Origin of the sequence: Chryseobacterium sp. CBo1 (assembly GCF_001693475.1) — a bacterium.
In the GTDB taxonomy this organism is placed as follows: Bacteria; Bacteroidota; Bacteroidia; order Flavobacteriales; family Weeksellaceae; genus Chryseobacterium; species Chryseobacterium formosense.
Genome location: NZ_MAUH01000001.1, coordinates 417,201 through 442,754, shown reverse-complemented (window position 1 = coordinate 442,754; position 25,554 = coordinate 417,201). Strand labels below are relative to the sequence as shown.

Genomic DNA, 25,554 nt, shown 5'->3' with positions numbered 1-25,554 from the left:
ATGGCGAAGAAGAACATTTTTACCGATTCGTTCGGAACACCTTATTTCTTAAAAAGATTAATCATTTTTATTCTGGGAATTGTTTCCTACAGAAGATTCAACGGTTTCAACAAGCTTAAAATCACAGGAACAGAACATTTGGTAGATCTGCCTGATTCTAATGTGCTTTTCGTATCAAATCATCAGACTTATTTTGCCGACGTTGCTGCAATGTATCATGCATTCTGTGCCGTAAACAATGGTTATTTAAATACGATTAAAAATCCGATTTATCTTCTCAATCCTAAGATTGATTTTTACTACGTTGCCGCTGAAGAAACCATGAATAAAGGTATCCTTCCTAAAATTTTTAAAATTGCAGGTGCAGTTACCGTAAAAAGAACATGGAGAGCAGAAGGAAAAAATGTCAACAGGTTGGTTGATCTGAGTGAGATCGACAACATTATGAAGGCTCTGGATAACGGTTGGGTAGCCACATTTCCGCAAGGTACAACGGCTGCTTTCGCTCAGGGAAGAAAAGGAACGGCCAAGCTGATCAAAAATCAAAGACCGATTGTTATTCCTATTAAAATAAACGGTTTCAGAAGAGCGTTTGACAAAAAAGGACTTCGTGTAAAAGTAACAGGAGTAAAACCTACAATGGAATTTAAAAAAGCTTTAGACATCGATTACGACGAAGAAAATGCACAACAGATTCTTCACAAAATCATGACCGCAATTGAGCAGACAGAAGATTTCAATGTATTGCATACCTACGATGAAGAAATCAAAGCAAAAAAGACTGAACAGAACAATCAACAAAACTAAAAAATAACAATGAAGAAGATTTTAGGGGTATTTTTAATTATTTTAATAGCAATTTCATGCAACAGTCAGAAGATATATTCTGATTTCGACATCAGCTACTCAAAAAGTGGTGGCTACACTCCATCTTACGAGAACCTTTTGATCAAAGGAAATGATGTTCATTATTCTTTTGAAGGACAGGGCAAAAAAATCAAAAAGAGCTTTAAAATATCCAATGAAGATCTGAAAAAATTAGACGAAACGCTTTCAAAAAATAATTTCAAAAGAATTCAGGAAGATCATAAAAAAGTTTACGATAATATAACAACATCAATCAGCGTTAAAAAAGGCGTAAACGAAGGCAGTAAAAATGACGGAAGCATGATTATGCCAAATTTTAAAACCAATTGGGAAAACATTACAGCCGGTTTTCAGGAAATCATTAATAACAACGTAAAAAACTAAGAAAATAAGTTGAGAACTCATTTCATTGCTATTGGCGGAAGCGCAATGCACAACCTTGCGATTGCACTTAAAGATAAAGGATATCAGGTGACAGGTTCGGATGATGCTATTTTTGAACCTTCAAAATCAAGACTTGAAAAAAAAGGAATTCTTCCCGAAGAAATGGGATGGTTTCCTGAAAAAATTACGTCTGATATTGATGCTGTAATCTTGGGAATGCATGCTCACCAAGACAATCCTGAATTGGCAAAAGCAAAAGAATTAGGTTTAAAAATATATTCTTATCCTGAGTTTCTTTACGAACAGTCAAAAAGTAAAACCAGAGTTGTCATCGCCGGTTCACACGGAAAAACAACCATCACCTCAATGATTCTTCATGTTCTGAATTTTCACCAGAAAGATGTTGATTATATGGTCGGAGCACAATTGGAAGGTTTTGACTGTATGGTGAAACTGACGGAAGACAACGATTTCATGGTTTTGGAAGGTGACGAATATCTTTCTTCTCCTATCGATTTGCGATCAAAGTTCCTCTTATATCAACCGAATATTGCTTTGATGAGCGGAATTGCATGGGATCACATCAATGTTTTCAAAACTTTTGATGATTATATCGAGCAGTTCAGAAAATTTGTAGCAAGCATTACGCCGGGTGGAGTTTTAGTATATAATGAAGAAGATGCAGAAGTGGTAAAAGTGGTAGAAAATGCTGAAAATTACTTCAGAAAAATGCCGTACAGAACTCCGGAATACGAAATCAGCAACGGAAAAGTGCTTCTTAAAACCGAAATGGGAGATATTCCGCTTTCTGTTTTTGGTGCACACAATTTATTAAATCTTGAAGGAGCGAGACATATTTGCCATACTTTGGGAATTATGGATGAAGATTTCTATGATGCGATCATGAGCTTTAAAGGTGCTTCAAAACGTCTTGAAAAAGTAGAACGAGAAGATAAAGGTATTCTTTACAAAGATTTTGCACATGCTCCGAGTAAAGTAAAAGCCGCTGTAAAAGCTTTCTGTGAACAGTTTAAAAACGAAAAGAAGTACGGTTTTCTGGAACTTCATACCTATTCCAGTTTAAATCCTGTTTTCCTTGAACAATACGACCACGCAATGGACGGTTTGGATGAAGCCATTGTTTTCTATTCTGAAGATGCCTTAAAAATCAAAAGAATGGAACCTATTTCTCCTGAATTAATCAAAGAGAAATTCAAAAATGAAAACCTGAAGGTCTTTACCAACGCTGAAGAACTTCATACCTATTGGGATTTGCTTGATAAAACCCAGGGAGTTTACATGATGATGAGTTCCGGAAATTTCGGAGGACTGGATCTAGCAAAATAAGTTGTTAAGAGTAACAACAATATCATACTATTAAAAAAATAGCTTTCAAAATTTTGAAAGCTATTTTTTTATTTGTTGCCTTAAGTTTTAGTGTTTAAATATCCGCTACAGTATTCAGCATTTTTTCTTCCCAAGCCGGATCTTTAGGATCGAAAAACAATCTTTTTCCGGTGTCTAATGATCTTATCATATTCATTTCGCTTTCTGTCAGTTCAAAATCAAATACATTAAAATTCTGTTCGATTCTTGAAGGCGTTACCGATTTCGGAATCACACAGAAACCTTCCTGCAAATGCCATCTCAGAATAATCTGCGCTGTTGATTTATTATGATTAAATGCTATCTTTTTAAGCAAAGGACTTTCTAAAAGTTCAGCATTTCCGTTTCCAAGCGGACTCCAGGGTTGCGTAATAATATTGTTTTCCTGATTATAAGCTCTAAGTTCTTTTTGCTGGAAAATGGGATGCAGCTCTACCTGATTAATCACCGGAGAAACCGTAGAGTGAGACTTTAATTCTTCTAATTTTTCAATGGTAAAATTACAGACACCGATCGCTTTGATTTTCCCTTCCTCATATAGTTCTTCCATCACTTTCCATGCTCCCAAAAAATCTCCGAAAGGCCAATGAATAAGATACATATCGAGATAGTCAAGCTGTAATCTGTTCAATGTTCTCTGAAAAGCAGATTTTGCCTTTTCATAACCGTGATCCTGTACCCAGAGTTTTGAAGTTACAAATAAATCCTCACGATCGATTCCGCTATTCTTGATTGCTTTTCCTACTGCCGTTTCGTTTTGGTAAATTGCAGCTGTATCAATCATTCTGTAACCGACTTCAATAGCTTTAATAACTGCTTTTTCGCATTCTTCAAGATTTTCCATTTGCCAAACTCCGAAACCTAAAGCCGGAATGTATGTTCCGTTATTCAATGTAATCACAGGTTGCCCTACGTAAGTCTTTTGCTTCATACTATTTTGTTTTGATTTTAATGTTATTCAAATTTCGGATAAAGTTTTAAATTGTAAGGATTGATTTTTTTATTTTTATTTAAAATTAAAACATGTCTCAATCCATAAGAATTGCCACTTCCGAAGATTATCCTAAAATTATGAAAATTTGGGAATCGGCAGTAAAAAGTACCCATGATTTTTTATCTGAAGCAGATTTTGAGTATTTTAAAAAGATAATTCCAATAGACTATCTTCCGAATTTTGAGGTTTATCTGATTTCAGAAAACAATGACATCAAAGGATTCGGATCTGTTTCTGATGATATGCTCCAAATGCTTTTTATTCACAATGATTCCCGTGGAAAAGGGTTGGGTAAAGTTTTATGCATGTTTCTAAAGGAGAAAACAGGTTTTTCGAAAGTTGATGTGAATGAACAGAATCTTCAAGCAATCAAATTTTATGAGAAGCTTGGATTTCAAAAAATCGGACGGTCAGAGAAAGACGGCTCAGGAAAAGATTATCCGATCATTCATATGAGTTTATAGATTATTCATAAGCAAATCGCAAGCTGTTCGGTCTATTTTTTGTAAATTGGTTTAGCCAAAACACAGCCAATTAAAAAATAAATGCCCACAACAACTTCTCCTCGCCAAACCGTAAAAAAAGTTCTGCCGCTGATTCTTGCGACAGCCATTTTTATGCAGATGCTTGATTCTACGATTCTAAACACATCTTTACCATCAATTGCAAAAGATTTGGATGAATCACCACTGAATATGCAGAATGCTATCATCAGTTATGTTCTGACTTTGGCTGTTTTTATGCCCGCAAGTGGATTTTTAGCAGATCGATTCGGGACGAGAAAAGTTTTTGTTTTCTCTTTAGTGCTGTTTAGTTTGGGATCCTTGTTTTGTGCGATTTCTCAAAATCTGACGCATTTGGTGATTTCAAGGGTCATTCAGGGAGTTGGCGGAAGTCTCATGACGCCTGTAGGAAAATTAGCTTTAATAAAAACTTTTGACCGGAATGAATTATTAAAAGCAATGAATTTTGCAATTATTCCGGCATTGATTGGCCCCGTTCTCGGTCCTTTAGTTGGCGGATATATGGTTGATTATCTTTCGTGGCATTGGATTTTTCTCATTAATATTCCGATTGGGATTTTAGGAATTGTTTTGGGTCTAAAATTTATGCCTAATTACAATTCAAGAGATACCGATTTTGATCTGAAAGGTTTTTTAATTTTTGCAGCCGCATCACTTTTACTATCCGTATCGCTCGAACTTTTTGGCGATATGCAGAATATTACTCCGGTTTTGATTATTTTTATTTTAGGATTTTTATTCCTGTATTACTACTACCATCACGCCAAAAGAGGCGGAAATCCTATTTTTCCTTTAAGTCTGTTCCAGGTAAGAACTTTTAGAGTGGGTATTGTCGGAAATCTTGCTACAAGATTAGGAATCAGCTCGGTTCCGTTGTTGCTTCCTTTAATGATTCAGATTGCTTATGGGCAGTCTGCAGTTATTTCAGGATGGATTATTGCGCCGATGGCTTTAACGGCAATGTTCGGAAAATCTTATGTTATTAAAATTTTAAATAAATACGGTTACAAAAGAACATTGATGCTCAACACGATCGTTATCGGAACTTTGATCTGTTGTCTGGCAATTCCGGATATTCACACCTCTATTTTCTGGTTTATTCCTGTGATTGCGATTTTGGGATTTTTCAATTCGATTCAGTTTACTTCGATGAATACGATTTCTATCGCCGATTTAAGAAACTTCCAGACCAGCAGCGGAAATTCTTTGCTGTCCGTAAATCAACAGCTTGCGATTGGCTTCGGGATTGCTTTTGGACTGATTGTTTTAAAAATTTACGAAAACAATACAGCATTAATTCAAAACGAAGTTCACAATGCTTTCAGATACACTTTTCTTACAGTAGGAGCTCTCACTATTTTATCATCATTGGTTTTCAGGAGATTGCATGTTTCCGACGGCAGAAATATGAAATCCGGAGAATAAGATGTGTGAGAGTATTAGGGTTTGAGAGTGTTAGGGTTCGAAACATAAATACTCCAACACTAAAACCCTCAAACCCTCAAACGCTCCAACTCAAAACACACTCCAACACAAATTACCACACATCAATGTGAGAGAAAACAGGCGGTCATACATTTGTTAAAAATTAAAACAAACAATATTATGGCAACTAAAAATATAGAAATCGTAGTTTCGCCAAAGCCTGCACATTTTGTGGGTGACGGTTTTAGAGTGCATAATTTTATACCGGGTGCACATCCTTTAACGATGAAAAGAATGGATCCTTTCCTGATACTCGATTACAATGCTAAGTTTCATTTTAAGGGTTCAGAAGTTCCGCGCGGAGTCGGTGTTCATCCGCACAGAGGTTTTGAAACGGTAACAATTGCCTATCAAGGAAAAGTAGAGCATCACGACAGTTCAGGAGGCGGTGGAATCATTGGTGAAGGCGATGTACAATGGATGACTGCTGCAAGAGGTATTTTGCACAAAGAATATCACGAAAAAGAATGGTCGAAAGAGGGCGGAATTTTTCAAATGGTGCAGCTTTGGGTAAATCTTCCTGCGAAAGATAAGATGAGCAAGCCAAAATATCAAACCATTAAAAATACAGAGATACAAAAAGTTGATTTAGGCGAAAACGGCTTTGTAGAAGTTATTGCCGGAGAATATAAGGGAATAAAAGGTTCTGCATCTACTTTCAGCCCGGTTAATCTGATGAATGCTAAATTAAAATCAGGTGGAAAGGCAGAATTTAATTTTCCTGCGAATTTTAATACCGCCGCTTTGGTTGTTGAAGGAAGCATTTTGGTAAACGGCGGAGAAAAAGTTCCGACGAATCATTTTGTCCTGTTTAGAAATGAAGGCGAGAGTTTCACCATTGAAGCAACCGAAGATTCGGTAATATTAATTCTCAGCGGTGAACCTCTGAATGAGCCTATCGTTCCGCATGGTCCTTTTGTAATGAATACTCAAGAAGAAATCATGCAGGCTTTTGAAGATTTCAATACCGGAAAATTCGGGTATTTGGAAGATTAATTTAGGATAATTGATTTTAAACGCAATGTTCGCTAAGGTATACTACTCTATATGAGAATATTTTTCGCTCGCAAAGGCGTTTTACTCCATCGAATGTTCGATTTCACTCAGCTAAGGTTTACTGCTATCATTCGCTGAACGAAGTGCCTTTGCGAACGGTAATATCAAACAAATTTTTAAAAATCTTTGTGCACCTTGCGTTAAAATTATCTTTTCAATTACAAAACAAATATTTAAATATAAACATCATGAAACCAGAATTTGAAAACATTCCATCAGTAAAAAATGAAGACAAAAAGAGATTTGAAATCGAACTGAACGGTCATTTTGCATTTATCAATTATAAAGAAACGAGTAAGCAAATTGCTCTAATTCATACTGAAGCCGAACCTGAACTGGCAGGAACCGGAGCGGCAGCTGCCGTTGTAGAAAAAACTTTAGTGTATATTGAAGAAAGCGGAAAAAAACTTCTTCCCTACTGTCCGTATGTTTTTGCATTCATTAAAAAAAATCCGGACTGGAAACGTATTGTAGACCAAAGATTTGAAGGTTACGACAAACTTTAAAAAAGATTTCCCACCTTTTATAAGAGATTTAAACTGAAAGATTTTTATCCCTTTTAAAAAAGAATAACTAAATTTAAAATCCTAAAACTAAAGAATTATGATGTCAAATATAGGCCTTATTGTGGAAGAAAGAGCTGCAGATATAGGCAATTTCCTGGTAGGAAGACTTTTACCGTTCAGAGAAAAACGTTCCGTTGGCCCATTCATTTTTATTGATCATATGGGACCAACCTGTTTGAAAGAACACCAGAATTTCGATGTTCCGCCACACCCACATATCGGACTTTCAACGCTTACGTACTTATTTGAAGGTTCTATTTTTCACAGAGACAGTCTGGGTTCTGCTACGGAGATCAAACCCGGAGCAGTAAACTGGATGACTTCCGGAAAAGGCGTTGTACATTCTGAAAGAACTCCCGAATATCTGAAAAATTCACCGCAGTTTTTACATGGTTTCCAGATTTGGGTAGCACTTCCTAAGGATTTGGAGCAGACCGAACCATCGTTTTTCCATATCGAAGCTGAAGAAATTCCGTCTTGGACTGAAGGAGATATTGATTATAAACTGATTGCCGGAGAAGCTTTCGGAAAGAAATCAGCTGTTCCTGTTCACAGTCCGCTTTATTTTGTTGAAATTAAAAGCAAAACCAAACAAAAGCTCAACATCGGTCACCATCTTTTCGGTGAGGTCGGAATGTATGTTTTGGAAGGCACTGTAAACATCGAAGGCAACGAATACGGAACCAAACAGCTTATGATTGCGAAAAATGCTTCTCTTTGTGAGTTCGAAATTAATGAAAACAGCACTGTTTATCTTTTCGGAGGTGAAGCTTTCCCTGAAGAAAGACACATTTTCTGGAATTTTGTAAATTCAGACAAAGAAAAGATCGAAGAAGCAAAGGTAAATTGGAAGGATCAAAATCATGATGCATTCCCGCTAATTCCGGGAGATGATCAGGAATATGTACCGCTTCCAAAAGCAATTTTAAACAGAAAATAAAAATAAATTCTAAGTTCCTATGAAAAAAATCGCATTAATACTGATGCTGGCTTTTGCCTTCCTCTACAAAGCACAAGTTGTCTCTGAACCTAAAAATAATCCTGAAGAATGGTCAAAATTGTATGAACCTTTCAGAATTGCAGGGAATTTATACTACGTAGGAACTTACGATCTTGCCTCTTATCTGATTGTTACCGATAGAGGAAATATTTTAATCAATACCGGATTGGCAGATTCACTTCCAACAATAAAAAACAATATTAAAAAGCTTGGTTTTAATTATAAGGATATTAAAATTCTTACCCTGACTCAGGCTCACTTCGATCACATGGGCGCAATGGCAGACATTAAAAAAGAAACCGGAGCCAAGCTTTATGTGGATGCAAAAGATGCAGAAGAACTAAAAAGCGGCGGGAAAACCGATTATGAACTTGGGAAATATGGCGTGACTTTCAAACCTGTAAAGCCAGATTATCTTTTAAAAAATAATGATAAAATAAAACTAGGAAATACGACGCTTACTTTGCTTCATCATCCCGGTCACACAAAGGGTTCTTGCAGTTTTTTGTTTGAAACAAAAGATCAGAACAAGACTTATAAGGTGCTGATTGCAAATTTGCCTTCAATCATTATTGACGGAGCGTTTTCTGAAGTAAAAAAATATCCATCCATACAAAATGATTATGCAGAAACACTGAAAGCAATGAAGAACATCAATTTCGATCTTTGGGTGGCTTCACATGCAAGTCAGTTTGATCTTCATAAAAAGAGAAAAGAGGGAGATTCTTATAATCCCCAATTATTTATGGATAAAGAAAATTATTTTAAAAGATTGCAGGTTCTGGAACAGGACTATCTTGATAAAGTAAAACAGGATTCATCAAAAAAATAAACATGAAAATATTAGCATTTGCAGGAAGCACCTCTTCCACATCGATCAACAGGGAACTTGTAAAATTTGTTTTGAAAAGTTTTCAGGATGATGAAATTAATTTAATTGATCTGAATGATTTTGATATGCCTGTTTTTTCAGTAGACAGAGAAAAGAAGGGTTTTCCTGATGAAGCGCACCGGTTTCTAAAAGTGATTGAAGAATGTGATGTCATTATCTGTTCTTTAGCAGAGCACAACCGTTCTTATTCGGCTGCTTTTAAAAATGTCTTCGATTGGGCTTCGAGAATCAATGTAAAAGTTTTTCAGAATAAACCGATGCTTCTTATGTCGACTTCTCCGGGAGGTTATGGTGGCGGGAATGTGATGAATACGGCAAAAACGTTCCTTCCGAACTTTGGAGCAGACATCAAAGAAACGTTTTCACTGTCTAAATTTTATGAAAACTTTGATTTGGAAAGTGGAGTCATCAATCCGGAAATGCTGAAAGATTTAAATCAAAAAATTGAAAGTTTTAAAAATCAAACTAAATCTTAAAAATCATGGAAATACATAAATATTCTAACGGTGACCTCAATGTAATCTGGCAACCTCAGAAGTGCATTCATGCAGGAGTTTGTGTAAAAATGCTGCCGAACGTTTACAATCCGAAATCAAGACCATGGATTAAAGCTGAAAATGCAAGTTCTGATGAACTGAAAAATCAGATCAGACAATGCCCTTCAGGAGCACTAACATTTGAATTAAATACTGAAAAATAATGGCCGTAACCGTAAAAGCAAGTTTAGGAACTACAAAATATTACACAGAAGTTGTTGCCGGTGAAAATACATTAATAACCGATGAACCCGTTGACAAAGGTGGTCAGAATAAAGGATTCAATCCTTTTGAAATTCTCGCAACATCTTTGGCCAGCTGTACCGCAGCAACATTAAGAATGTACATCGACAGGAAAGAATGGAACGTCGAAAAAATAGACGTAGAAGTCGAACTCGAAAATTTCCCGCTTACGAAATTGGCAATTTTTAAAAGAAACATTAGTTTTGAAGGAGCCGATTTAAGCGAAGAACAGCTGAAAAGACTTCACACGATTGCAGATGCTTGTCCGGTACACAAAATATTACTTAACGAAATACAAATTCAAACCAAATTTTCATAAAATGATAGACGTAAAACAAAACAACGACGAAAAACACGGAAGCTTTGAAGCCATAATTGACGGAAACAGAGCAGGATTAATGACTTATACCTGGGCTGGTGAAGACCGCTTCATCATCGATCATACCGAAGTTGAAGAAGCCTACAACGGAAAAGGTGTCGGGAAAGAAATGCTGATCAAAGCTGTAGAGTTTGCAAGACAAAACAATAAAAAAATCATCCCTCTTTGCCCGTTTGCAAAAGCGACATTCCAGAAAAATGAGGATTTGCAGGATGTTCTTTAAAAGTTAGAAGTCAGAAGATGGGAGATGGAAGTTTATCATCATACTGAAATAGCTAAGAATAGAATTTATTATGAGTTTTAAATTTGAAAAATTAACCATTTGGCAGAAATCAATGGAATTAGGAGAAACTATTTTCCAAATTACAATCAATTTTCCTGCAGATGAAAAATTCAATCTTACAAGTCAAATAAGGAGAGCAGTTGATTCAATTGCTCTCAATATTTCAGAGGGAGCAATTTTGCAATCTCAACCTGAATTTAAAAAATTTATTGGGTATTCTATTCGTTCTTGTGCAGAGGTAGTAACCTGTCTATACAAAGCAAAATTTAGAAAATACATTTCAGAAAAAGAATTTAATGAGCTTTATTCTATCTGTTTCAACTTAACAAATATGATGATTGGTTTTAGAAATCAACTTTGAAAAGCTTTTTGACTTCCCTCTTCCATCTCCCTTCTTCCCTCTTCTAAAAAAAACTATATTTGCTGAAATTAATTTGTAAGCATGAATCCGGGAACGACACTTCTATTATTTGTTTTTGTTTATTTCGTGGGACTTTTGGTGATTTCTTATTTCACAAGCCGAAATTCTGACAACCAGTCTTTCTTTATCGGTAACAAAAAAAGCAAATGGTGGCTCGTTGCCTTCGGAATGATCGGAACCAGCTTAAGTGGCGTTACTTTTATTTCTGTTCCTGGAACGGTCGGAAAAATGACCGGAAGCGAATATATTTTCGGCGGTTTTGAATATTACATGATGGTGATAGGGTTTTTCATCGGTTATTTCATTGTTGCTGCAATCCTTCTTCCACTCTATTACAAAATGAATCTTACCTCAATTTACACGTATTTAGGAAAAAGATTCAACGTTGAGGCTCACAAAATCGGTTCTGTCTTTTTCATTGTTTCCAGAGCAATTGGTGCAACAGCGAGATTATATTTGGTCGTAAATGTTTTACAGATTTTTTTATTGGAAAGTTTAGGAGTTCCTTTTTGGGTAACAGCTTTGGTGCTTTTATTAATGGTACTTTTATACACTTTTGAAGGCGGTGTAAAAACGATTGTCATTACAGATACTTTGCAGACTTCGTTTATGATTATCAGTTTGATTGCTTGTATCATTTATATTTTATCCAACTTAAATTTATCTTTCGGAGAAGCGTACACTATTTTAGAACAGAAAAATTACACCCATTTCATCAACTTTGATCCGAATTCAAAAACATTTTTCCTGAAAACTATTTTAGGCGGAATTTTCATTACCATTGCCATGACCGGATTGGATCAGGAAATGATGCAGAAAAATATATCGGTTGATAATCTTCAGAATTCAAAAAAAAATATGCTCACTTTTGCAGGAACTTTACTTTTTGTAAATCTTGCTTTCCTGTTTTTAGGTGGATTGCTTTATCTTTTTGCGATACAAAACGGTGCAGGTTATTCTCAAATTACAAATATTGTTGACGGTAAAGAAGTTGTTTCTAATATTTTTGGATTTAAAGATGCTACAGGAAAAATTGTAAACATCATGGGCGATGATTTATTCCCTGCTCTTTCACTTCAAGGGCATTTTCCGATGATTATTTCCGTGATTTTCATCATCGGCTTGATCTCGGCTTTATTCCCTTCTGCAGATGGGGCTTTAACAGCAGTGACAAGTTCATATTGTGTAGACCTTTTAAATCTTAATGAGGATAAAAACAAGACCGAAAAGGAGAAAAAACGTCTCCGAATGAAAGTTCATTTGACATTTACAGTCGTTTTCTTCGTCTTAATTATGGTGTTTAAAGCGATGAATGACAAATCAATCGTTTACCTCATCATGGAAATCGCCGGTTATACATACGGACCGCTTTTAGGACTTTTTGCTTTCGGAATTTTCACCAAATTTCAGATTTCAAAAAAATATTCTATTCTTACCGTGACACTTTTAGCCCCGGTTTTAACCTATCTAATCAATTATTTGGTAACCGAAAATACCAATTACAGAATCGGCGTTGAGTTGATTATTTTAAATGGATTGCTGACGTTTATTGGGTTGTGGCTCGTGAAGAATAAGAATTATCTGAAAGTAGTTTAAATTTATTTGGGCAGCTATTAACCACCTTTCGCTCCCGCTTTTTTTTGTTTTACAAAAAAGAGTTCCGCTCAAGTTGGGCTGCGATTAAAATACATAAAACTTTGTCAAAGATTTACAACTTTGACAAAGTAATAAATACAAATCTGGGGTAAAGTCCCGGATTTTTGCATTTCCGTAAGCCGACAAAAAATTGTAGATTTGTGTGCAAATAAATCAAAAAGGATGAGTAAAAGTATTGAAGAGCTGAAATCTCTTACAACACAGATCAGAAGAGACATTTTAAGAATGGTTCACGCTGTAAATTCAGGACACCCGGGTGGAAGTTTAGGCTGTACAGAGTACTTCACAGCACTTTACGGTAAAATAATGAACTACAAACTTCCGTTCACCATGGAAGGTAAAAACGAGGATCATTTCTATCTTTCAAACGGACATATTTCTCCGGTTTTCTATTCTACTTTGGCTAGATTTGGCTTTTTCCCGGTAGACGAATTAAAAACATTCAGAAAACTGGATTCTAGATTACAGGGTCACCCGACAACTCACGAAGGTTTGCCGGGAATCCGAATTGCTTCCGGTTCTTTAGGACAAGGACTTTCCGTTGCTTTAGGTGTTGCTCAGGGAAAAAAATTAGATGGTGAAGATTCTTTGGTTTATACGCTTCACGGTGATGGAGAATTGCAGGAAGGACAAATCTGGGAAGCTTTGATGTATGCTGCTGCAAAAAAAGTAGACAACATCATCTCAACCATCGATTACAACGGACAGCAAATCGACGGAAGCACAGAAAATGTACTTTCATTAGGAAATCTTCATGCAAAACTGGAGGCATTTGGATGGACAGTTTTAGAAGAAAAAAACGGAAATGACCTTGAAGCTGTCATTGCGATCCTTGAGAGAGCAAAAACAGAAACAGGAAAAGGAAAACCTGTTGTCATTATTCTTCATACCATAATGGGTAATGGTGTTGATTATATGATGGGAACTCACGCATGGCACGGAAAAGCTCCGAATGATGAACAATTGGATACAGCCTTTAAACAATTATACTTAGAAGCTCCAGCGGATTATTAATATGAATGATGATTGATGAATGATAAACGATTTATCTTAGATCAATTATCGAACATCAATAATCAATTATCTAAAATTTACAGAAATGAAATATACATATACAGAAAAAAAAGATACACGTTCAGGTTTCGGAGCTGGTTTAGCTGAACTGGCAGATAAAAACCCAAATGTTGTTGCCCTTTGTGCAGATCTTATCGGCTCTTTGAAAATGGAAAAATTCATCGAGAAAGCTCCTGAAAGATTTTACCAGGTTGGTATTGCAGAAGCAAACATGATGGGTCTTGCTGCAGGTTTAAGTATTACAGGAAAGATTCCTTTTACGGGAACTTTTGCTAATTTTTCTACTTCGAGAGTGTATGACCAGATTCGTCAGTCAATCGCTTATTCGGATAAAAACGTAAAAATCTGTGCTTCTCACGCAGGTCTTACTTTAGGGGAAGATGGTGCAACACACCAGGTTTTGGAAGACATCGGTATGATGAAAATGCTTCCTGGAATGACGGTAATCAATCCGTGTGACTACAACCAGACAAAAGCTGCAACGCTTGCCATTGCGGATCACCACGGACCGGTTTATTTAAGATTCGGAAGACCGACTGTACCCGTTTTCATTCCGGAAGATATGCCTTTCGAAATCGGAAAAGGAATTATGCTTCAGGAAGGAACTGATGTAACGATTGTTGCAACAGGTCACTTGGTTTGGGAATCTTTGGTTGCAGCAGACGAGCTTGAGAAAGAAGGAATTTCTTGTGAAGTAATCAATATTCACACGATCAAACCTCTGGACGAAGAAATTATCTTAAAATCAGTTGAAAAAACAGGTAAGATTGTAACTGCTGAAGAGCACAATTATCTTGGCGGAATGGGAGAATCTATCGCCGGAATGTTGGCAAGAAGAAGACCTACAAGACAGGAATTTGTTGCAGTAAACGATACTTTTGGAGAATCTGCTACTCCTGCCGAATTGATGAAGAAATATAAAATCGATGCTGCTGCGGTGAAAGAAGCGATAAAAAGAATTTTAGCATAATATTTTTTTCAATATACATTGAAAAGCATCCAGATTTGGATGCTTTTTTATTTTCTGCTTCTTATTAAGATATAAAGAACTTTTATGCATAATTTTCTTTCGCCTTAAAGCAATATTAAAATTAAAAATACTTTAGCCTTGCGATTTTTCAACAAAAATTTTTCTCTTATTTAAGATCTAAACTTTCTGTCTTCTTCTTTTATCGCCAAATCATTAATGCTCGCATATCTTTTTGCCATTAAACCATTCTCATCAAATTCCCAGTTTTCATTTCCGTAAGCTCTTACCCAATTGCCTTCTTTTGTTTGGTATTCATACTCAAAACGAACAGCGATGCGGTTTCCGGTATGTGCCCAATATTCTTTTTTCAGCTTATAATTCAGTTCCCTTTCCCATTTACCGCTGAGAAATTTTACAATCTCTTCTCTGCCATTCACAAACTGATCTCTGTTTCTCCATTCGCTGTCTACCGTATAAGCTTTGGAAACTCTTTCCGGATCTTGGCTGTTCCAGGCATCTTCTGCCAACTGGATTTTCTCAATAGCCGTTTCTAAGGTGAACGGCGGAAGTGGATGTTTCTGTTCCATTTTTTTATTTAATTAAATTGATAATAATTTTTTTTGATTTTTCTATTAATTCATTCGATCTGAAAAGCTGACTTTCAATAATACTGCTTTCAAAAAGTAAATAAATGTGATCTGAAAGACCTGAATCTTTTATCAGTTCAGAAAAGTAATTTCTAAGATCTTTTTTATGATTTTGTATGACGCTTAGGATTTTTACATTATCCATTGGTATTTCAGATAAAATATTCAGAAAACTACAGCCTCTGAAATTTTCTTTTTGATTCATTTCAATTAAAAAATCGAAGCAAGAAATGAGTTTTAATTTCATGTCTTTTTCTTTCGATACAAAGCGGTTGAGTTCATTAAACCAATAATCATGTCTGACATTCAGAAACTCGACACACAGATCTTCTTTCGATTTAAAATACTGATAAAAGCTTGCCTTTGCTACATTCGCTTCAGCTACAATCTGATTAATCCCGGTAGAATTATATCCTTGTCTGGCAAACAGTTCGAAAGTGGTTGCAATAATTCTTTCTTTTGGTGTTGACATGTTTAATTATTTTTAACAAGTCAAAGATAGATTAAAATCATGAAAACAAACAGACTATTCTGTCTATAATTATAATAAAGATTTATCAATAATATCTTTGGTAAACATTATAAACTTTTAAGTTTAATTTTAAACTAGAACATATTTATCAGCAATATATAATAAGAAAAGCGGACTAAAGTCCGCTCCTATTGATTTTAAAATTTATTAGATTATCTCTGCTTTTTTAAAATAAACTATCTGAAAAACTTCCATTTCGGAATAATTGCCAACATCCCAAATCCGGTAAATAAGAACAGATTGGTAACATCAGAGTACAGGAATGTTGAAAGATAATAGTTGTGCATAAAGAAGTGCATCAGAAGCATTACAGGAAATAATACAATACCGATTTTTCGGTAGAAATACATCAGTACAATTCCTAAAATCATCAAGGCATCAACAGAAAAAATAATATAAAAATATCCGTTGGGAATATTGAGTTCTTTATGCTGCAAATATTCGTCAAAATCGAGCCCGATTCCCATAAAAGTAAACAATAGCAAAGAAGCCAATGCTAATATAAAACCCCATCCTTTCTTCGGATCTTCATCAAAATAACTGTATTCTTTGTATTCTTTTTCCATAGTACAAAAATAAAGAACTTATGAATGATTTCATAAGTTCTTCGGTATTTATATCGTCTAAAATTTGATTAAATCGAGATTGCGTTGATCAATCTGTTTTTGTCGCTAAGATATTCTTCCATAGAGATCATACTTTCAGTTCTCATTACGTCCTGAATGTCGTCAATTTGGTAGATAATTCTTTTAGCGTCGTTAGTATTTTTAGCTCTTACCTTACAGAAAATGTTGTATTTTCCTGAGATAACGCTCGCTTCAATAACGTTTGGAATACTTGATAACTCTTTCAAGACCTCTTGTGTACGGTTTGATTTTGTTAAAAGAATTCCGATAAAAGCTGTGAAATGGTAATCTAGTTTACCATAATCAAGATTAAGAGATGATCCTAAAATAATACCTGCGTCTTCCATTTTCTTCACTCTTACGTGAATTGTACCCGCAGAAACATCCATCTGCTTAGCAATTTCTGTAAAAGGCATTCTTGTATTTTCTACTAAGAAATCAAGAATTTTCTTGTCTATTTCGTCCAGTTGATAGTTCATATATAGTGAAATTATATTTTTCTTAAAAAATGTATAAATTTTTTACAAAATTAAAAAAAATAATTAAACTAAAAAAATAATATCAAATATTAACAATAATTAACATGGATGATAAAAATCATTAAAAATTCCGAACTATTTACCGCTTGATTTTACAGAATCTGTTTTTATTTCGTCATCATCATCCATTTCTTTTTTTCTGTTTTTCTTCTTTTTGAACAAAGAATTGAAGCTTTTACTCCAAACGATACCACCTCCATAAGCTTGATTTGCAGAACCATTCGTTCCTACCGTTCCTACGCCCATTCCGATATTGGTTGGCTTAGAATATCCTCTTAGGAGAAGTGTACCATCGTTTTTCTTAGAAATATCATATTCAATAGTACCTTCACCGGAAAGATAATTGTTGTTTGTGTTATCCGTCTTGGAAAGAGGAATTCCTAAACCTGTTTTTACTGTAACTCTCGGTGATAAATCAAAGCTAACTCCTGCATTCGCTCTGTCACCATTATTTGAAAACTGATCATTACCTTTTACATAATTAAGGTCAATCTGGAATTCGCTACTCAACGTATTTAGTACTGAACCAACCTGTTTCAAAATCATGTTATAACCCGAAGATTCCGCAACACCTGCCGCATCAAAAACTAAACCTCCGGTATTTGTAACGTTAAACATATTCAAAAGAAGTATAGAACTGAACTGCAGAACGTTTTCCCCTTCGGTTTGGTTAATTTTTGCTGCCAGAGTTTCTTTTACTTGACTAGAAACATCCAGAGCGGTAACATTAAGAGCAATTTTCGGATCTGTTAAAGTATTGGTAATATTAGCCTGCAACATAACACTTATAGGCTGCAGTTGTCCCATATTTAAATATTGACCGGCATTAGAAACCATTCTTACATAATTGGCTGAAATATCCAAATTGGGTTCCATTGCATTACCATCCCATCTGATGCTGCTGTTTTTCTGAATCTGGAACGTTCTGTTCAGAATTGCTTTAGATACGAAAGTTCCGCTATCCACCATATATGTTCCGTTCATGGCAATATTCCCTTGGCGATTCATCTGGAAACGCAGATTATTCGCCATTCCCTTCACAGAAATATTTCCAACATCATCTCCCACCAAAACATTCACCGTCGTTCCTTTATCAACATCAAGATTGAAATCAATATTCATATTGGCTCCGGTACGTTTTTTATCTTCGAGAGTTACCAGACCGTCTTTTCCTTCTTTTAAGAACCTCAGCATTTTGAATTCTTCCACATTTGAGGTTGAGCCTGAATTAAAAGTAAATGTACTTCCGTTCAGTGCTTTCATATTCGGTGTAGAAAGATTTAAAGCAGAAACCGGTCCGTCAACATAAAGATCACCCTGCCCATAAACCCTTCCCCAGAATAAATCATAATCTTTCTGAGTGGTATTCAGCATTAATAAATTATCGGCTCTCATAACGAGGTTGACTCCCATTGAAGATAATGTTTCAAACTGTATCGCCCCGGAAATTGTTCCCTGTGAATTTGATCTTCCGTCGTGAACCGCAATATTGTTCAAAATCGCAAGACCTTTCGAAAGCGGAATTACCGTATCATCAAAAGAATAATCAACTCCGGTAAACAGAAGCTTCAAACCAAACTCTTTTAAAGCAATATCTCCACTGTAATCAAGATTTTTAAGCGTTCCGTTGATTCTGAGATCACCCGTTGCCTTTCCTCTTAAATTTCCAAAAACACTCTGTACAAACTGTTGTGTAAATGCAAGATCAAAATCTCTAAGCTCAGTTACAAAATCGATGGTCGGTGAAGGAGTATTGTTATTGACGGTTCCCGTTAAATGAAGATTATTATTACCAATTACTCCTGCCGAAGAAACTTTTACGTCAACATCGTAAACATTCAGAGAAAAACCATTCACTGCAGAAATTGAAAGATCACCCATATCATTCCCATTCATCATAATATCATCAACAGTAAGATCTACCAATGGCTGCAACGTACTTTTATCCATTTTAATCTTCACATTACCATTTGCGAGACCTTTAATATCCATCGGGTTTCCGCCGGATTGCATTTCGAGAATCTTTTCAATCTGAAAATTCTGAACTTCAGCATCTACATAAAAATCTTTGGCCGATTTAAATATCGATTCGTTGATCAGCAATGAACTGTCATCTGAATAAATCTTCAGATTATGAATTTCAAAATCACTTGTGCCTTTGCGATAACTTATATAATGATCAAGTGCAGGATTAGTATCGACCGCCCATTTTACATTATTAAAATTAACTTCAGTCGGTTCAAATCTAAAAACATAGTCTCCAGCAGGATTGGTTGACTGATTGAAGTTAATCGCATAATTTTTCATATTATCATTAAGCTCATCTTCGGGATTTCCGTGCTGGAAGTTTGTCGCAATTCTTAAAATGGTATTATTCTCATTTTTACCGGTAAGCGTAATGTTTTTAAGAATATTTTTGTTGTATTCGAGACGACTGATTTTTGCATAAAGCTGCTGGTCTGTGTTTGCGGTATTAATTCTTACCATGACACTGTCAACCATGGCACTGTCGCGGGTGACCATAATTCGGTCATCAAGCTTATAGTCAGGATTCGCTTCAGCCAAAGCTCGATCAGCATCAGTGATTTCCTCTTTCTTGGTCATTACATATTTTAAGGCGGAAGCGTCGAGATTCAGAATTAAATTATTAGAATTCCCATCATATTCCCCTTCCACTTTAGCGCCTTGAGGAAGCTTTAAATCTGGTAAAAAATAAGCAACAAGACCTTGTTCAACATCAAAATTCATTGCAAAAGCCTGTCCGCGATATAATTTTCGAGGTTCAGGACCAACAAGAATCTTTCCTAGACCATTTTCAACCATTCCTGCTAAATCAGCAAGATTGTATTTCCCAGAAATCTTTCCATTAACAGCACCCGGTGCATCTACCAAAATAGAACGTTCTCCGTTTTCAACAAACGTTTTAAGTTTCGCATTCGGAATATGATATTTCTGATCAGCTGCAGCAAAATTTACATTAGAAGCTTCAACATCCAAATTCAGATCATTGATGTTTGACATCGCCATTTTCCCGGTCACATTACCACTTACAACCTGACTTCCTGCTTTACCCGTAAAATAATTCATGTTTAAATAATCGACATCAGCATTGACATCGGCAGAAATTCTTGATGTACTGAAATCGATTAAACCTTTTACCGTAGCTTTTGCCTGTTCGTCATTTACTGTGATCAAACCGTTATATTTTCTGTGATCCAAAAGACCGTCGAGAACTACATTATTGATCTCTTTATTCATAATTTCAATACTTGAAATCTGAGATTTTGTGCTCAGACGCATGGTATTGACATCAAAGCTTTGTCCGTCTAAATTAAATTTACCGGAAATCAAACCAACTGCTTTACTTTTAGTAATTACCGAAGTATTCAGATCGTTGACTTCTGCATAACCTTTATATTTAGGCAAAGTAGAACTATAATCGGTTAGAGAAAAATTAGAAATTTTTGCCTGCCCTATTCCCGTCATTAAATTTCCTGATGAAACATAAACCTGTTTTGGAGTGACTCTTGCCGTGCCGTTATATTTAAGCTTACCAAAATCATCTGCAAAGTTTTTCATCTTTGAAGAAATGAATTTTGGCATCATTGCTTTCAGATCTTTATACGTAAAATCTGCTGAAAGATCATTGGTTTCGATATTGAAATTACCTTTCAACAAATCTTTAGCTTTCAGTTTTTTTGTCGCAATATTTACACTTGGATTTCTTATCAGGAAATTTTCTAAAGTGAAATTATTTAGAGGCCCGGTCATTTTTCCGCTTGCATTAAAGGGAATAAAATTATCCCAATTCGTCACGAAATAAGAAATGTCATAGCCGCTTATCTGGCTTCCCAGTTTCATATTCATGTCCCATTTCACCTTATTGGTAAAATCAGCCCACGAACCTTTATTTAAATTAAATTTTATATCTCCCTGAAGAAGAGAATGGTCTGTATTTAAAGTAAGATCTCCTAATGACAGAAAATCTTCCGTCATTGAAAAATCGGTTGAAAAAGTTTCTACAAAATGAGATTTCCCCCATCTTTTGGTAACGAAAGTGAAGTTATCAATCCTTGCATTGATGTCAGCTCCGTTGACTTTAACTTTTGGAGCTATTAGATTGACATTGTCTGCAGTAAGCCATTTACCGGGTTCACCAGGTGAGTTTTGATTGACGATAGAGACTTTAGAATTTAAAATTTCAAGTCTTGCATTCAATTGAAAGGGCGGTTTTTGGGGATCTCGCTTTTTACCGCTATCGAAAAGCTGTGTAAATCTGATAAAATTGGAAATACTGTCGCCTTTATAGGTAATAACCTTTATATCTGCATCATTAAGCGTTAACCCGTTAAAGCTTAAAGAATTATTTTTGCCAATATTGGTAGCTAAAGAAAACCAGTCGGAATTGGCTTTAAATTCCCTTACTTTTATAAAATCTAAATCTTTGTAATCTTTTATTCTTAAACCTTTAATGGTAACATCTCCAAAAAAGTCTACTTCTACACTTTCGGTAGACATTTTAGCTTTAAAATCTTTGTTGACGATTTGCAGAGCCTGATCTGCAGCCCATCTTTTGGTAACCGGCAGATTGATCGCAATAAAAACAAGTACAACGATTGAAAGAAGTGTCCAGAAGAGAATCAATAATAATTTTGCCCACCAAGAATAGCTGACAACATCTTTTGCAGCCTGTTTACCAAATTCCTGAGCAGTATCTATCGGATGTTGTATAGCGTCGGAAGCCAGTTCAGAAGCTTCTTTCACAGTCTCCTGAACATTTTCTACGGTCTTTTGCACCTGATTTCCCAGGTTTTCAGCTACCGATTTTTTGTTCTCATTTTCGTTATTATTCTCTAACTTTGCCATTATTATGAGCGACTCTATAATTTTAGGTATCGAGTCATCTTGCGATGACACTTCAGCAGCTATTATCAAAGGAAATTCTATTCTTTCAAACATTGCAGCCAATCAGGAGATCCACAAAGAATATGGTGGTGTAGTTCCCGAACTGGCTTCCCGTGCTCATCAGCAGAATATTATTCCCGTTGTTGAAAAATCTATACTCAAAGCAAATATACAACAAAATGCAATCTCCGCCATAGGCTTTACAAGAGGTCCCGGACTTTTGGGTTCGCTTCTTGTAGGAACGTCTTTTGCCAAGTCGCTCGCCATGAGTTTAGATGTTCCATTAATAGAAGTGAATCACCTTCAGGCGCATATTTTAGCGCACTTCATCGACGATGCAAATCCTATGCCGCCCAAATTCCCGTTTTTGTGTCTTACCGTAAGTGGTGGTCATACCATGATTGTTTTGGTGAAAGATTATTTTGATATGGAAATTATCGGAAAAACAATCGATGATGCGGCCGGTGAAGCATTCGATAAAATCGGGAAAATTTTCGATTTAGATTATCCTGCAGGTCCGATTATTGACCGATTGGCGAAAGAAGGAAATCCTGATGCTTTTAAATTCAATAAGCCTAAATTAGACAATTACGATTATTCTTTCAGCGGAATTAAAACTTCGGTTCTCTATTTTATTCAGAAAGAAATAAAGAAAAACCCTGATTTCATAAAAGAAAATATGAATGATTTATGTGCTTCGGTACAGAAATGTATCATTGAAATTTTAATGAATAAGCTGGAAAAAGCTGCTAAAGATTTAGATATTAAAGAAGTTGCGATTGCGGGTGGAGTTTCCGCCAATTCTGCGTTGAGAAGAGTAATGCAGGACAATAACGAAAAATTAGGCTGGAATATTTACATCCCTAAATTTGAATACACGACTGATAACGCAGCGATGATTGCAATGGTGGCACAATTGAAATTTGAAAGAGGCGAATTTACAGATTTGAGAGCTACAGCAACCTCAAAATACGATTTGTAGTTTTTTCTACCGCAAAAGATGCAAAAGAATTTTTGAAATTAGGAATAACACAAGTTTACAAAAAGTATAAATGTAATTTTCAATTATCATTTTGTCAGCTTTGAAATACTAAAATAAACATAAAATCTTTTGCTTCTTTTGCGGTAAAAATTTTAAAATATATTATTCGATGAAAATATTATTAGAAGAAAAAATACTCGGCACACAATCTAAAAAGAATTCAAAATATTATTGGGTTTTGGAAACGGTTGCCGGAAAAAATGAAGTAAAAGAACAGACCGAAGAAGATGATTATCTAATGGTAAGTTCAGAAACAGGATTTATCCAAAATATAAAAGAAGAAATTATTGAGAAAATTAATGCTGAAAATGTTTTCAATTTTGACTTTGAACCAAAAGAAGGAGATTATTTATCCATCAAAAATAATTTAAGGAAAAAGGAATATTTAAATCTAATTTTCATGAATAATGCTTGGATTGAAGAAATCTATATGTGCTCATATCGTGATTGTGAAGGAGATATTTATACAACAATAAAAACCGGAGTAGCATTTATAAGCGAAAATGAGATATTTTTCTAAAAGATTTTACATCATTTTACTTTATTAAAATAAGCCAGATTCTAAATATTCCATTTTATGAAACTTTTTTTTGGAGAAATCAATAACGGAAAAGCAATTATTAATGATGAAGAGCAACAGCACATCGTAAAAGTTCTTCGCATGAAAGATGGAGAAGAAATTTTTGTGACTGACGGGAAAGGAAATCTCGCTTCCGGAACATTAATTATTGAAGGAAAAAAAGCAGGAATTGATATTACCGAAATTAAAACTGAAACACCTGATTTTAATCCGAAACTTCATATTGCGATTGCTCCCACAAAAAACATTGACAGAATTGAGTTTTTTGTTGAAAAAGCTGTAGAAATGGGAATTTCTGAGATTACGATTCTTCAGACAGAAAAAACGGAAAGAAAAAACATCAATATTGATAAAATCAGAAAACAGGCAATTGCGGCTTCGAAACAAAGTTTACGATTTCATTTTCCTGTTATTAATGATTTAATTAAAATTCAGGATTTTTTGAAAAATATTGATTCTGAGACCTCTTTTGTAACGCACTGTAACGAAAGTTTAGAAAGAATTAATTTAAATGAAATTCCGAAATTAGAAAATTACACTTTTCTGATTGGTCCTGAAGGAGATTTTTCGGATAAGGAAATTTTATTTTTAGCAGAAAAAGGGATTAAAGCTGTTTCGCTTGGAAATCAACGTTTGAGAACAGAAACTGCGGGAGTTTTTGTGGCAGCGTGGAATTATAATACAATGATTTAAGTAATCTTTTCTTTAAATCTCTTTATTGGCCATGTTATTCCAATCTGAAGGGTATTGATTGGAAAATTTTCAACTTTCAGCAGTCTAAAATTATATCCGACAGTGAGCTTTCCACCACCGCCACCAAAACCAAAGTAAGGCATAATTCGTGGGATTACTTTTTCAAAATTGGTCTGAAACTGAACTTCAGCTCCCAAAGCTATTCCTGCGCTGGAACTCACCCCTATTTTGGGTGCCATAAAAAAACCATAGCGGTTATTAATAATAAAATCACTTCCTGCATACAAAACTCTTGCAGCACCGTGACTTCCTCCGAACTCAATGATTCTGGCAAAAACAACTTCAATAATGTGCATTTGTGAAGCTCTGAAAGTTTCGTTATTATCTTTTGCATCACCTGCATAATGATAACCTACTAATATTGCAGGAGTAGTTGTGGTTTGAAATCTTCTATGAGATAACGTATCAAATTTCAATTGTGAAAACAAACCTCCTGATAAAAGCAAAAGCAAAAAAGGAAATAATCTCGACATGATGATTTAAAATTTCAATAATAACTTTTAAAAGCTCAAATTATTGTCTCTTAGGAATTTTTCAAAAATCTGCTCCCCGCTTCGCATTGAGTTTACCGCCCAACGGATTTTCATTCTCAGAAGTTTTTCTTCATTTAGTTTGTAATCAATATTAGATTTTAGAAGTTTTTGTTTCAATTCATACATACAAATTGAGGCCGCCACAGATACATTAAAACTTCTCGTAAAACCATACATCGGAATCGCCAGAGTTTCATCTGCAAAATCTAAAATTTCTTCAGAAACACCCTGCATTTCAGTTCCAAAAACCAAAGCGATTGGTTGGGTAATTTCATATTCGGGTAAAAACTTTGCATTCTTTTCTAATGAAACGGCAACCATTTTATAACCTCTGTCTTTAATTTGCTGAAAAGAATCCATATTTCTTGGAAGTTTTTCGACTTCAACCCATGTATCGGCACCTTTCGTTACTCTTAAATTAGGTTCAAAACTGTATTCTTCCTGCAAAGCCACCACCTTATGAAAACCGCAGGCTTCAACAGAACGTACAATTGCTGCAGCATTTCTGAACTGATAAATATCTTCGATCACGGGAAGGATAAAATCTGAACTTTCAGGGGCGAAATTTTCTATCTTTCTTAATCTTTCTTCCGTTAAAAACTGCTGCAAATACTCGTAAGTTTTCTCTAAATCTTTCATCTTCTTTCAAATCTTTGCAAATTAACGTAATTTTGAAATTCT

At 35.2% G+C, this 25,554-nt stretch carries 28 protein-coding genes; 20 read left to right on the top strand and 8 right to left on the bottom strand.

The genetic code is table 11. The features are described 5' to 3' along the window. Genes BA768_RS02240 through BA768_RS02230 form a run of 3 tightly spaced genes read left to right on the top strand, consistent with a single transcriptional unit; the run spans position 1 to position 2,598 of the window. Positions 1-807 carry a lysophospholipid acyltransferase family protein gene (locus BA768_RS02240; RefSeq protein WP_034674112.1) on the top strand — a complete coding sequence of 269 codons (807 nt, stop codon included), beginning with the start codon at positions 1-3 and terminating at the stop codon, positions 805-807. Between the two features lie 9 nt (positions 808-816). Further along, complete coding sequence (locus tag BA768_RS02235) at positions 817-1,251, top strand: hypothetical protein (RefSeq protein ID WP_065719525.1); 435 nt, start codon at positions 817-819, stop codon at positions 1,249-1,251. A 9-nt stretch (positions 1,252-1,260) separates the two neighbouring features. Next, the gene (locus tag BA768_RS02230; protein ID WP_065719524.1) at positions 1,261-2,598 is read left to right on the top strand and encodes a UDP-N-acetylmuramate--L-alanine ligase; all 1,338 of its coding nucleotides are present in this window, start codon (positions 1,261-1,263) and stop codon (positions 2,596-2,598) included. Between the two features lie 94 nt (positions 2,599-2,692). Here BA768_RS02230 and BA768_RS02225 read toward each other — a convergent pair whose 3' ends face one another. After that, on the bottom strand, positions 2,693-3,568 hold the full coding sequence (locus BA768_RS02225; protein WP_065719523.1) for an aldo/keto reductase: 876 nt from the start codon (positions 3,566-3,568) through the stop codon (positions 2,693-2,695). 92 nt (positions 3,569-3,660) lie between these two features. On the opposite strand from BA768_RS02225, the gene BA768_RS02220 reads away from it, so the two are divergent. The 14 genes from BA768_RS02220 to BA768_RS02155 all read left to right on the top strand — a co-directional run bounded on the left by BA768_RS02220 (position 3,661) and on the right by BA768_RS02155 (position 14,716). Next, a complete protein-coding gene (locus tag BA768_RS02220; RefSeq protein WP_065719522.1) occupies positions 3,661-4,095 on the top strand; it encodes a GNAT family N-acetyltransferase in 435 nt (144 codons plus the stop codon). Positions 4,096-4,176: 81 nt separating this feature from the next. Further along, positions 4,177-5,580 carry an MFS transporter gene (locus BA768_RS02215; protein WP_034674102.1) on the top strand — a complete coding sequence of 468 codons (1,404 nt, stop codon included), beginning with the start codon at positions 4,177-4,179 and terminating at the stop codon, positions 5,578-5,580. A 180-nt stretch (positions 5,581-5,760) separates the two neighbouring features. Next, positions 5,761-6,636, top strand: coding sequence for a pirin family protein (locus BA768_RS02210; protein WP_065719521.1), 876 nt, complete (start codon positions 5,761-5,763; stop codon positions 6,634-6,636). A gap of 248 nt (positions 6,637-6,884) precedes the next feature. Beyond that, positions 6,885-7,202, top strand: a complete 318-nt coding sequence (locus tag BA768_RS02205; RefSeq protein WP_065719520.1) for a GNAT family N-acetyltransferase — start codon at positions 6,885-6,887, stop codon at positions 7,200-7,202. A gap of 100 nt (positions 7,203-7,302) precedes the next feature. Beyond that, positions 7,303-8,202 carry a pirin family protein gene (locus tag BA768_RS02200; RefSeq protein WP_065719519.1) on the top strand — a complete coding sequence of 300 codons (900 nt, stop codon included), beginning with the start codon at positions 7,303-7,305 and terminating at the stop codon, positions 8,200-8,202. A gap of 19 nt (positions 8,203-8,221) precedes the next feature. Beyond that, positions 8,222-9,094 carry a subclass B3 metallo-beta-lactamase gene (gene bla / locus BA768_RS02195; protein WP_051882616.1) on the top strand — a complete coding sequence of 291 codons (873 nt, stop codon included), beginning with the start codon at positions 8,222-8,224 and terminating at the stop codon, positions 9,092-9,094. Between the two features lie 2 nt (positions 9,095-9,096). Next, positions 9,097-9,630: an NADPH-dependent FMN reductase gene (locus BA768_RS02190; protein WP_065719518.1), complete on the top strand. Its 534-nt coding sequence runs from the start codon at positions 9,097-9,099 to the stop codon at positions 9,628-9,630. Positions 9,631-9,635: 5 nt separating this feature from the next. Continuing rightward, entirely contained in the window at positions 9,636-9,854 is a 219-nt protein-coding gene (locus BA768_RS02185) for a (4Fe-4S)-binding protein (RefSeq protein ID WP_228376709.1), read from the top strand. Beyond that, the gene (locus BA768_RS02180; RefSeq protein WP_034674093.1) at positions 9,854-10,252 is read left to right on the top strand and encodes an OsmC family protein; all 399 of its coding nucleotides are present in this window, start codon (positions 9,854-9,856) and stop codon (positions 10,250-10,252) included. The genes BA768_RS02185 and BA768_RS02180 overlap by 1 nt, the downstream gene beginning before the upstream one ends. 1 nt (position 10,253) lies before the next feature. Continuing rightward, positions 10,254-10,535, top strand: coding sequence for a GNAT family N-acetyltransferase (locus BA768_RS02175; RefSeq protein WP_074958685.1), 282 nt, complete (start codon positions 10,254-10,256; stop codon positions 10,533-10,535). Positions 10,536-10,605: 70 nt separating this feature from the next. Continuing rightward, positions 10,606-10,956: a four helix bundle protein gene (locus BA768_RS02170; protein WP_065719517.1), complete on the top strand. Its 351-nt coding sequence runs from the start codon at positions 10,606-10,608 to the stop codon at positions 10,954-10,956. A gap of 81 nt (positions 10,957-11,037) precedes the next feature. Then, positions 11,038-12,612 carry a sodium:solute symporter gene (locus BA768_RS02165; protein WP_065719516.1) on the top strand — a complete coding sequence of 525 codons (1,575 nt, stop codon included), beginning with the start codon at positions 11,038-11,040 and terminating at the stop codon, positions 12,610-12,612. Between the two features lie 222 nt (positions 12,613-12,834). Next, the gene (locus BA768_RS02160) at positions 12,835-13,686 is read left to right on the top strand and encodes a transketolase (protein ID WP_065719515.1); all 852 of its coding nucleotides are present in this window, start codon (positions 12,835-12,837) and stop codon (positions 13,684-13,686) included. An 85-nt stretch (positions 13,687-13,771) separates the two neighbouring features. Then, positions 13,772-14,716: a transketolase family protein gene (locus BA768_RS02155; protein ID WP_065719514.1), complete on the top strand. Its 945-nt coding sequence runs from the start codon at positions 13,772-13,774 to the stop codon at positions 14,714-14,716. Between the two features lie 170 nt (positions 14,717-14,886). Here the strand turns inward: BA768_RS02155 and BA768_RS02150 are convergent, their stop codons facing one another. The 5 genes from BA768_RS02150 to BA768_RS02130 form a co-directional block, all read right to left on the bottom strand. Further along, positions 14,887-15,303, bottom strand: a complete 417-nt coding sequence (locus tag BA768_RS02150) for a DUF1348 family protein (protein ID WP_065719513.1) — start codon at positions 15,301-15,303, stop codon at positions 14,887-14,889. A gap of 4 nt (positions 15,304-15,307) precedes the next feature. Beyond that, positions 15,308-15,835: a TetR/AcrR family transcriptional regulator gene (locus BA768_RS02145; protein WP_065719512.1), complete on the bottom strand. Its 528-nt coding sequence runs from the start codon at positions 15,833-15,835 to the stop codon at positions 15,308-15,310. Positions 15,836-16,071: 236 nt separating this feature from the next. Then, a complete protein-coding gene (locus BA768_RS02140; RefSeq protein ID WP_034674083.1) occupies positions 16,072-16,461 on the bottom strand; it encodes a hypothetical protein in 390 nt (129 codons plus the stop codon). 68 nt (positions 16,462-16,529) lie between these two features. Next, a complete protein-coding gene (locus BA768_RS02135) occupies positions 16,530-17,000 on the bottom strand; it encodes an Lrp/AsnC family transcriptional regulator (protein ID WP_034674082.1) in 471 nt (156 codons plus the stop codon). A gap of 135 nt (positions 17,001-17,135) precedes the next feature. Beyond that, on the bottom strand, positions 17,136-21,926 hold the full coding sequence (locus BA768_RS02130; RefSeq protein ID WP_065719511.1) for a hypothetical protein: 4,791 nt from the start codon (positions 21,924-21,926) through the stop codon (positions 17,136-17,138). Positions 21,927-21,930: 4 nt separating this feature from the next. On the opposite strand from BA768_RS02130, the gene tsaD reads away from it, so the two are divergent. From tsaD to BA768_RS02115, 3 genes are all read left to right on the top strand, one after another. Then, a complete protein-coding gene (gene tsaD, locus BA768_RS02125; protein WP_065719510.1) occupies positions 21,931-22,947 on the top strand; it encodes a tRNA (adenosine(37)-N6)-threonylcarbamoyltransferase complex transferase subunit TsaD in 1,017 nt (338 codons plus the stop codon). A gap of 169 nt (positions 22,948-23,116) precedes the next feature. Then, positions 23,117-23,527, top strand: a complete 411-nt coding sequence (locus BA768_RS02120; RefSeq protein ID WP_065719509.1) for a hypothetical protein — start codon at positions 23,117-23,119, stop codon at positions 23,525-23,527. 57 nt (positions 23,528-23,584) lie between these two features. Continuing rightward, complete coding sequence (locus BA768_RS02115) at positions 23,585-24,280, top strand: RsmE family RNA methyltransferase (RefSeq protein ID WP_065719508.1); 696 nt, start codon at positions 23,585-23,587, stop codon at positions 24,278-24,280. Here the strand turns inward: BA768_RS02115 and BA768_RS02110 are convergent. Both BA768_RS02110 and BA768_RS02105 read right to left on the bottom strand, forming a co-directional pair. Then, the gene (locus BA768_RS02110) at positions 24,277-24,813 is read right to left on the bottom strand and encodes a hypothetical protein (protein ID WP_065719507.1); all 537 of its coding nucleotides are present in this window, start codon (positions 24,811-24,813) and stop codon (positions 24,277-24,279) included. The genes BA768_RS02115 and BA768_RS02110 overlap by 4 nt on opposite strands. Before the next feature lie 27 nt (positions 24,814-24,840). Next, a complete protein-coding gene (locus BA768_RS02105; protein WP_065719506.1) occupies positions 24,841-25,512 on the bottom strand; it encodes a TrmH family RNA methyltransferase in 672 nt (223 codons plus the stop codon). Positions 25,513-25,554: the final 42 nt, after the last annotated feature.

Excerpts from the sequence above, each read along its gene's own strand:
- BA768_RS02135 (WP_034674082.1), bottom strand. The coding sequence starts at position 17,000 with ATGAACTATCAACTGGACGAAATAGACAAGAAAATTCTTGATTTCTTA.
- BA768_RS02200 (WP_065719519.1), top strand. The coding sequence starts at position 7,303 with ATGTCAAATATAGGCCTTATTGTGGAAGAAAGAGCTGCAGATATAGGC.
- BA768_RS02210 (WP_065719521.1), top strand. The coding sequence starts at position 5,761 with ATGGCAACTAAAAATATAGAAATCGTAGTTTCGCCAAAGCCTGCACAT.
- BA768_RS02110 (WP_065719507.1), bottom strand. The coding sequence starts at position 24,813 with ATGTCGAGATTATTTCCTTTTTTGCTTTTGCTTTTATCAGGAGGTTTG.
- BA768_RS02220 (WP_065719522.1), top strand. The coding sequence starts at position 3,661 with ATGTCTCAATCCATAAGAATTGCCACTTCCGAAGATTATCCTAAAATT.
- BA768_RS02170 (WP_065719517.1), top strand. The coding sequence starts at position 10,606 with ATGAGTTTTAAATTTGAAAAATTAACCATTTGGCAGAAATCAATGGAA.
- BA768_RS02215 (WP_034674102.1), top strand. The coding sequence starts at position 4,177 with ATGCCCACAACAACTTCTCCTCGCCAAACCGTAAAAAAAGTTCTGCCG.
- BA768_RS02130 (WP_065719511.1), bottom strand. The coding sequence starts at position 21,926 with ATGGCAAAGTTAGAGAATAATAACGAAAATGAGAACAAAAAATCGGTA.
- BA768_RS02190 (WP_065719518.1), top strand. The coding sequence starts at position 9,097 with ATGAAAATATTAGCATTTGCAGGAAGCACCTCTTCCACATCGATCAAC.
- BA768_RS02180 (WP_034674093.1), top strand. The coding sequence starts at position 9,854 with ATGGCCGTAACCGTAAAAGCAAGTTTAGGAACTACAAAATATTACACA.
- tsaD (WP_065719510.1), top strand. The coding sequence starts at position 21,931 with ATGAGCGACTCTATAATTTTAGGTATCGAGTCATCTTGCGATGACACT.
- BA768_RS02185 (WP_228376709.1), top strand. The coding sequence starts at position 9,636 with ATGGAAATACATAAATATTCTAACGGTGACCTCAATGTAATCTGGCAA.
- BA768_RS02105 (WP_065719506.1), bottom strand. The coding sequence starts at position 25,512 with ATGAAAGATTTAGAGAAAACTTACGAGTATTTGCAGCAGTTTTTAACG.
- BA768_RS02165 (WP_065719516.1), top strand. The coding sequence starts at position 11,038 with ATGAATCCGGGAACGACACTTCTATTATTTGTTTTTGTTTATTTCGTG.
- BA768_RS02175 (WP_074958685.1), top strand. The coding sequence starts at position 10,254 with ATGATAGACGTAAAACAAAACAACGACGAAAAACACGGAAGCTTTGAA.
- BA768_RS02235 (WP_065719525.1), top strand. The coding sequence starts at position 817 with ATGAAGAAGATTTTAGGGGTATTTTTAATTATTTTAATAGCAATTTCA.
- BA768_RS02205 (WP_065719520.1), top strand. The coding sequence starts at position 6,885 with ATGAAACCAGAATTTGAAAACATTCCATCAGTAAAAAATGAAGACAAA.
- BA768_RS02120 (WP_065719509.1), top strand. The coding sequence starts at position 23,117 with ATGAAAATATTATTAGAAGAAAAAATACTCGGCACACAATCTAAAAAG.
- BA768_RS02225 (WP_065719523.1), bottom strand. The coding sequence starts at position 3,568 with ATGAAGCAAAAGACTTACGTAGGGCAACCTGTGATTACATTGAATAAC.
- BA768_RS02140 (WP_034674083.1), bottom strand. The coding sequence starts at position 16,461 with ATGGAAAAAGAATACAAAGAATACAGTTATTTTGATGAAGATCCGAAG.
- BA768_RS02150 (WP_065719513.1), bottom strand. The coding sequence starts at position 15,303 with ATGGAACAGAAACATCCACTTCCGCCGTTCACCTTAGAAACGGCTATT.
- BA768_RS02115 (WP_065719508.1), top strand. The coding sequence starts at position 23,585 with ATGAAACTTTTTTTTGGAGAAATCAATAACGGAAAAGCAATTATTAAT.
- bla (WP_051882616.1), top strand. The coding sequence starts at position 8,222 with ATGAAAAAAATCGCATTAATACTGATGCTGGCTTTTGCCTTCCTCTAC.
- BA768_RS02160 (WP_065719515.1), top strand. The coding sequence starts at position 12,835 with ATGAGTAAAAGTATTGAAGAGCTGAAATCTCTTACAACACAGATCAGA.
- BA768_RS02155 (WP_065719514.1), top strand. The coding sequence starts at position 13,772 with ATGAAATATACATATACAGAAAAAAAAGATACACGTTCAGGTTTCGGA.
- BA768_RS02145 (WP_065719512.1), bottom strand. The coding sequence starts at position 15,835 with ATGTCAACACCAAAAGAAAGAATTATTGCAACCACTTTCGAACTGTTT.
- BA768_RS02240 (WP_034674112.1), top strand. The coding sequence starts at position 1 with ATGGCGAAGAAGAACATTTTTACCGATTCGTTCGGAACACCTTATTTC.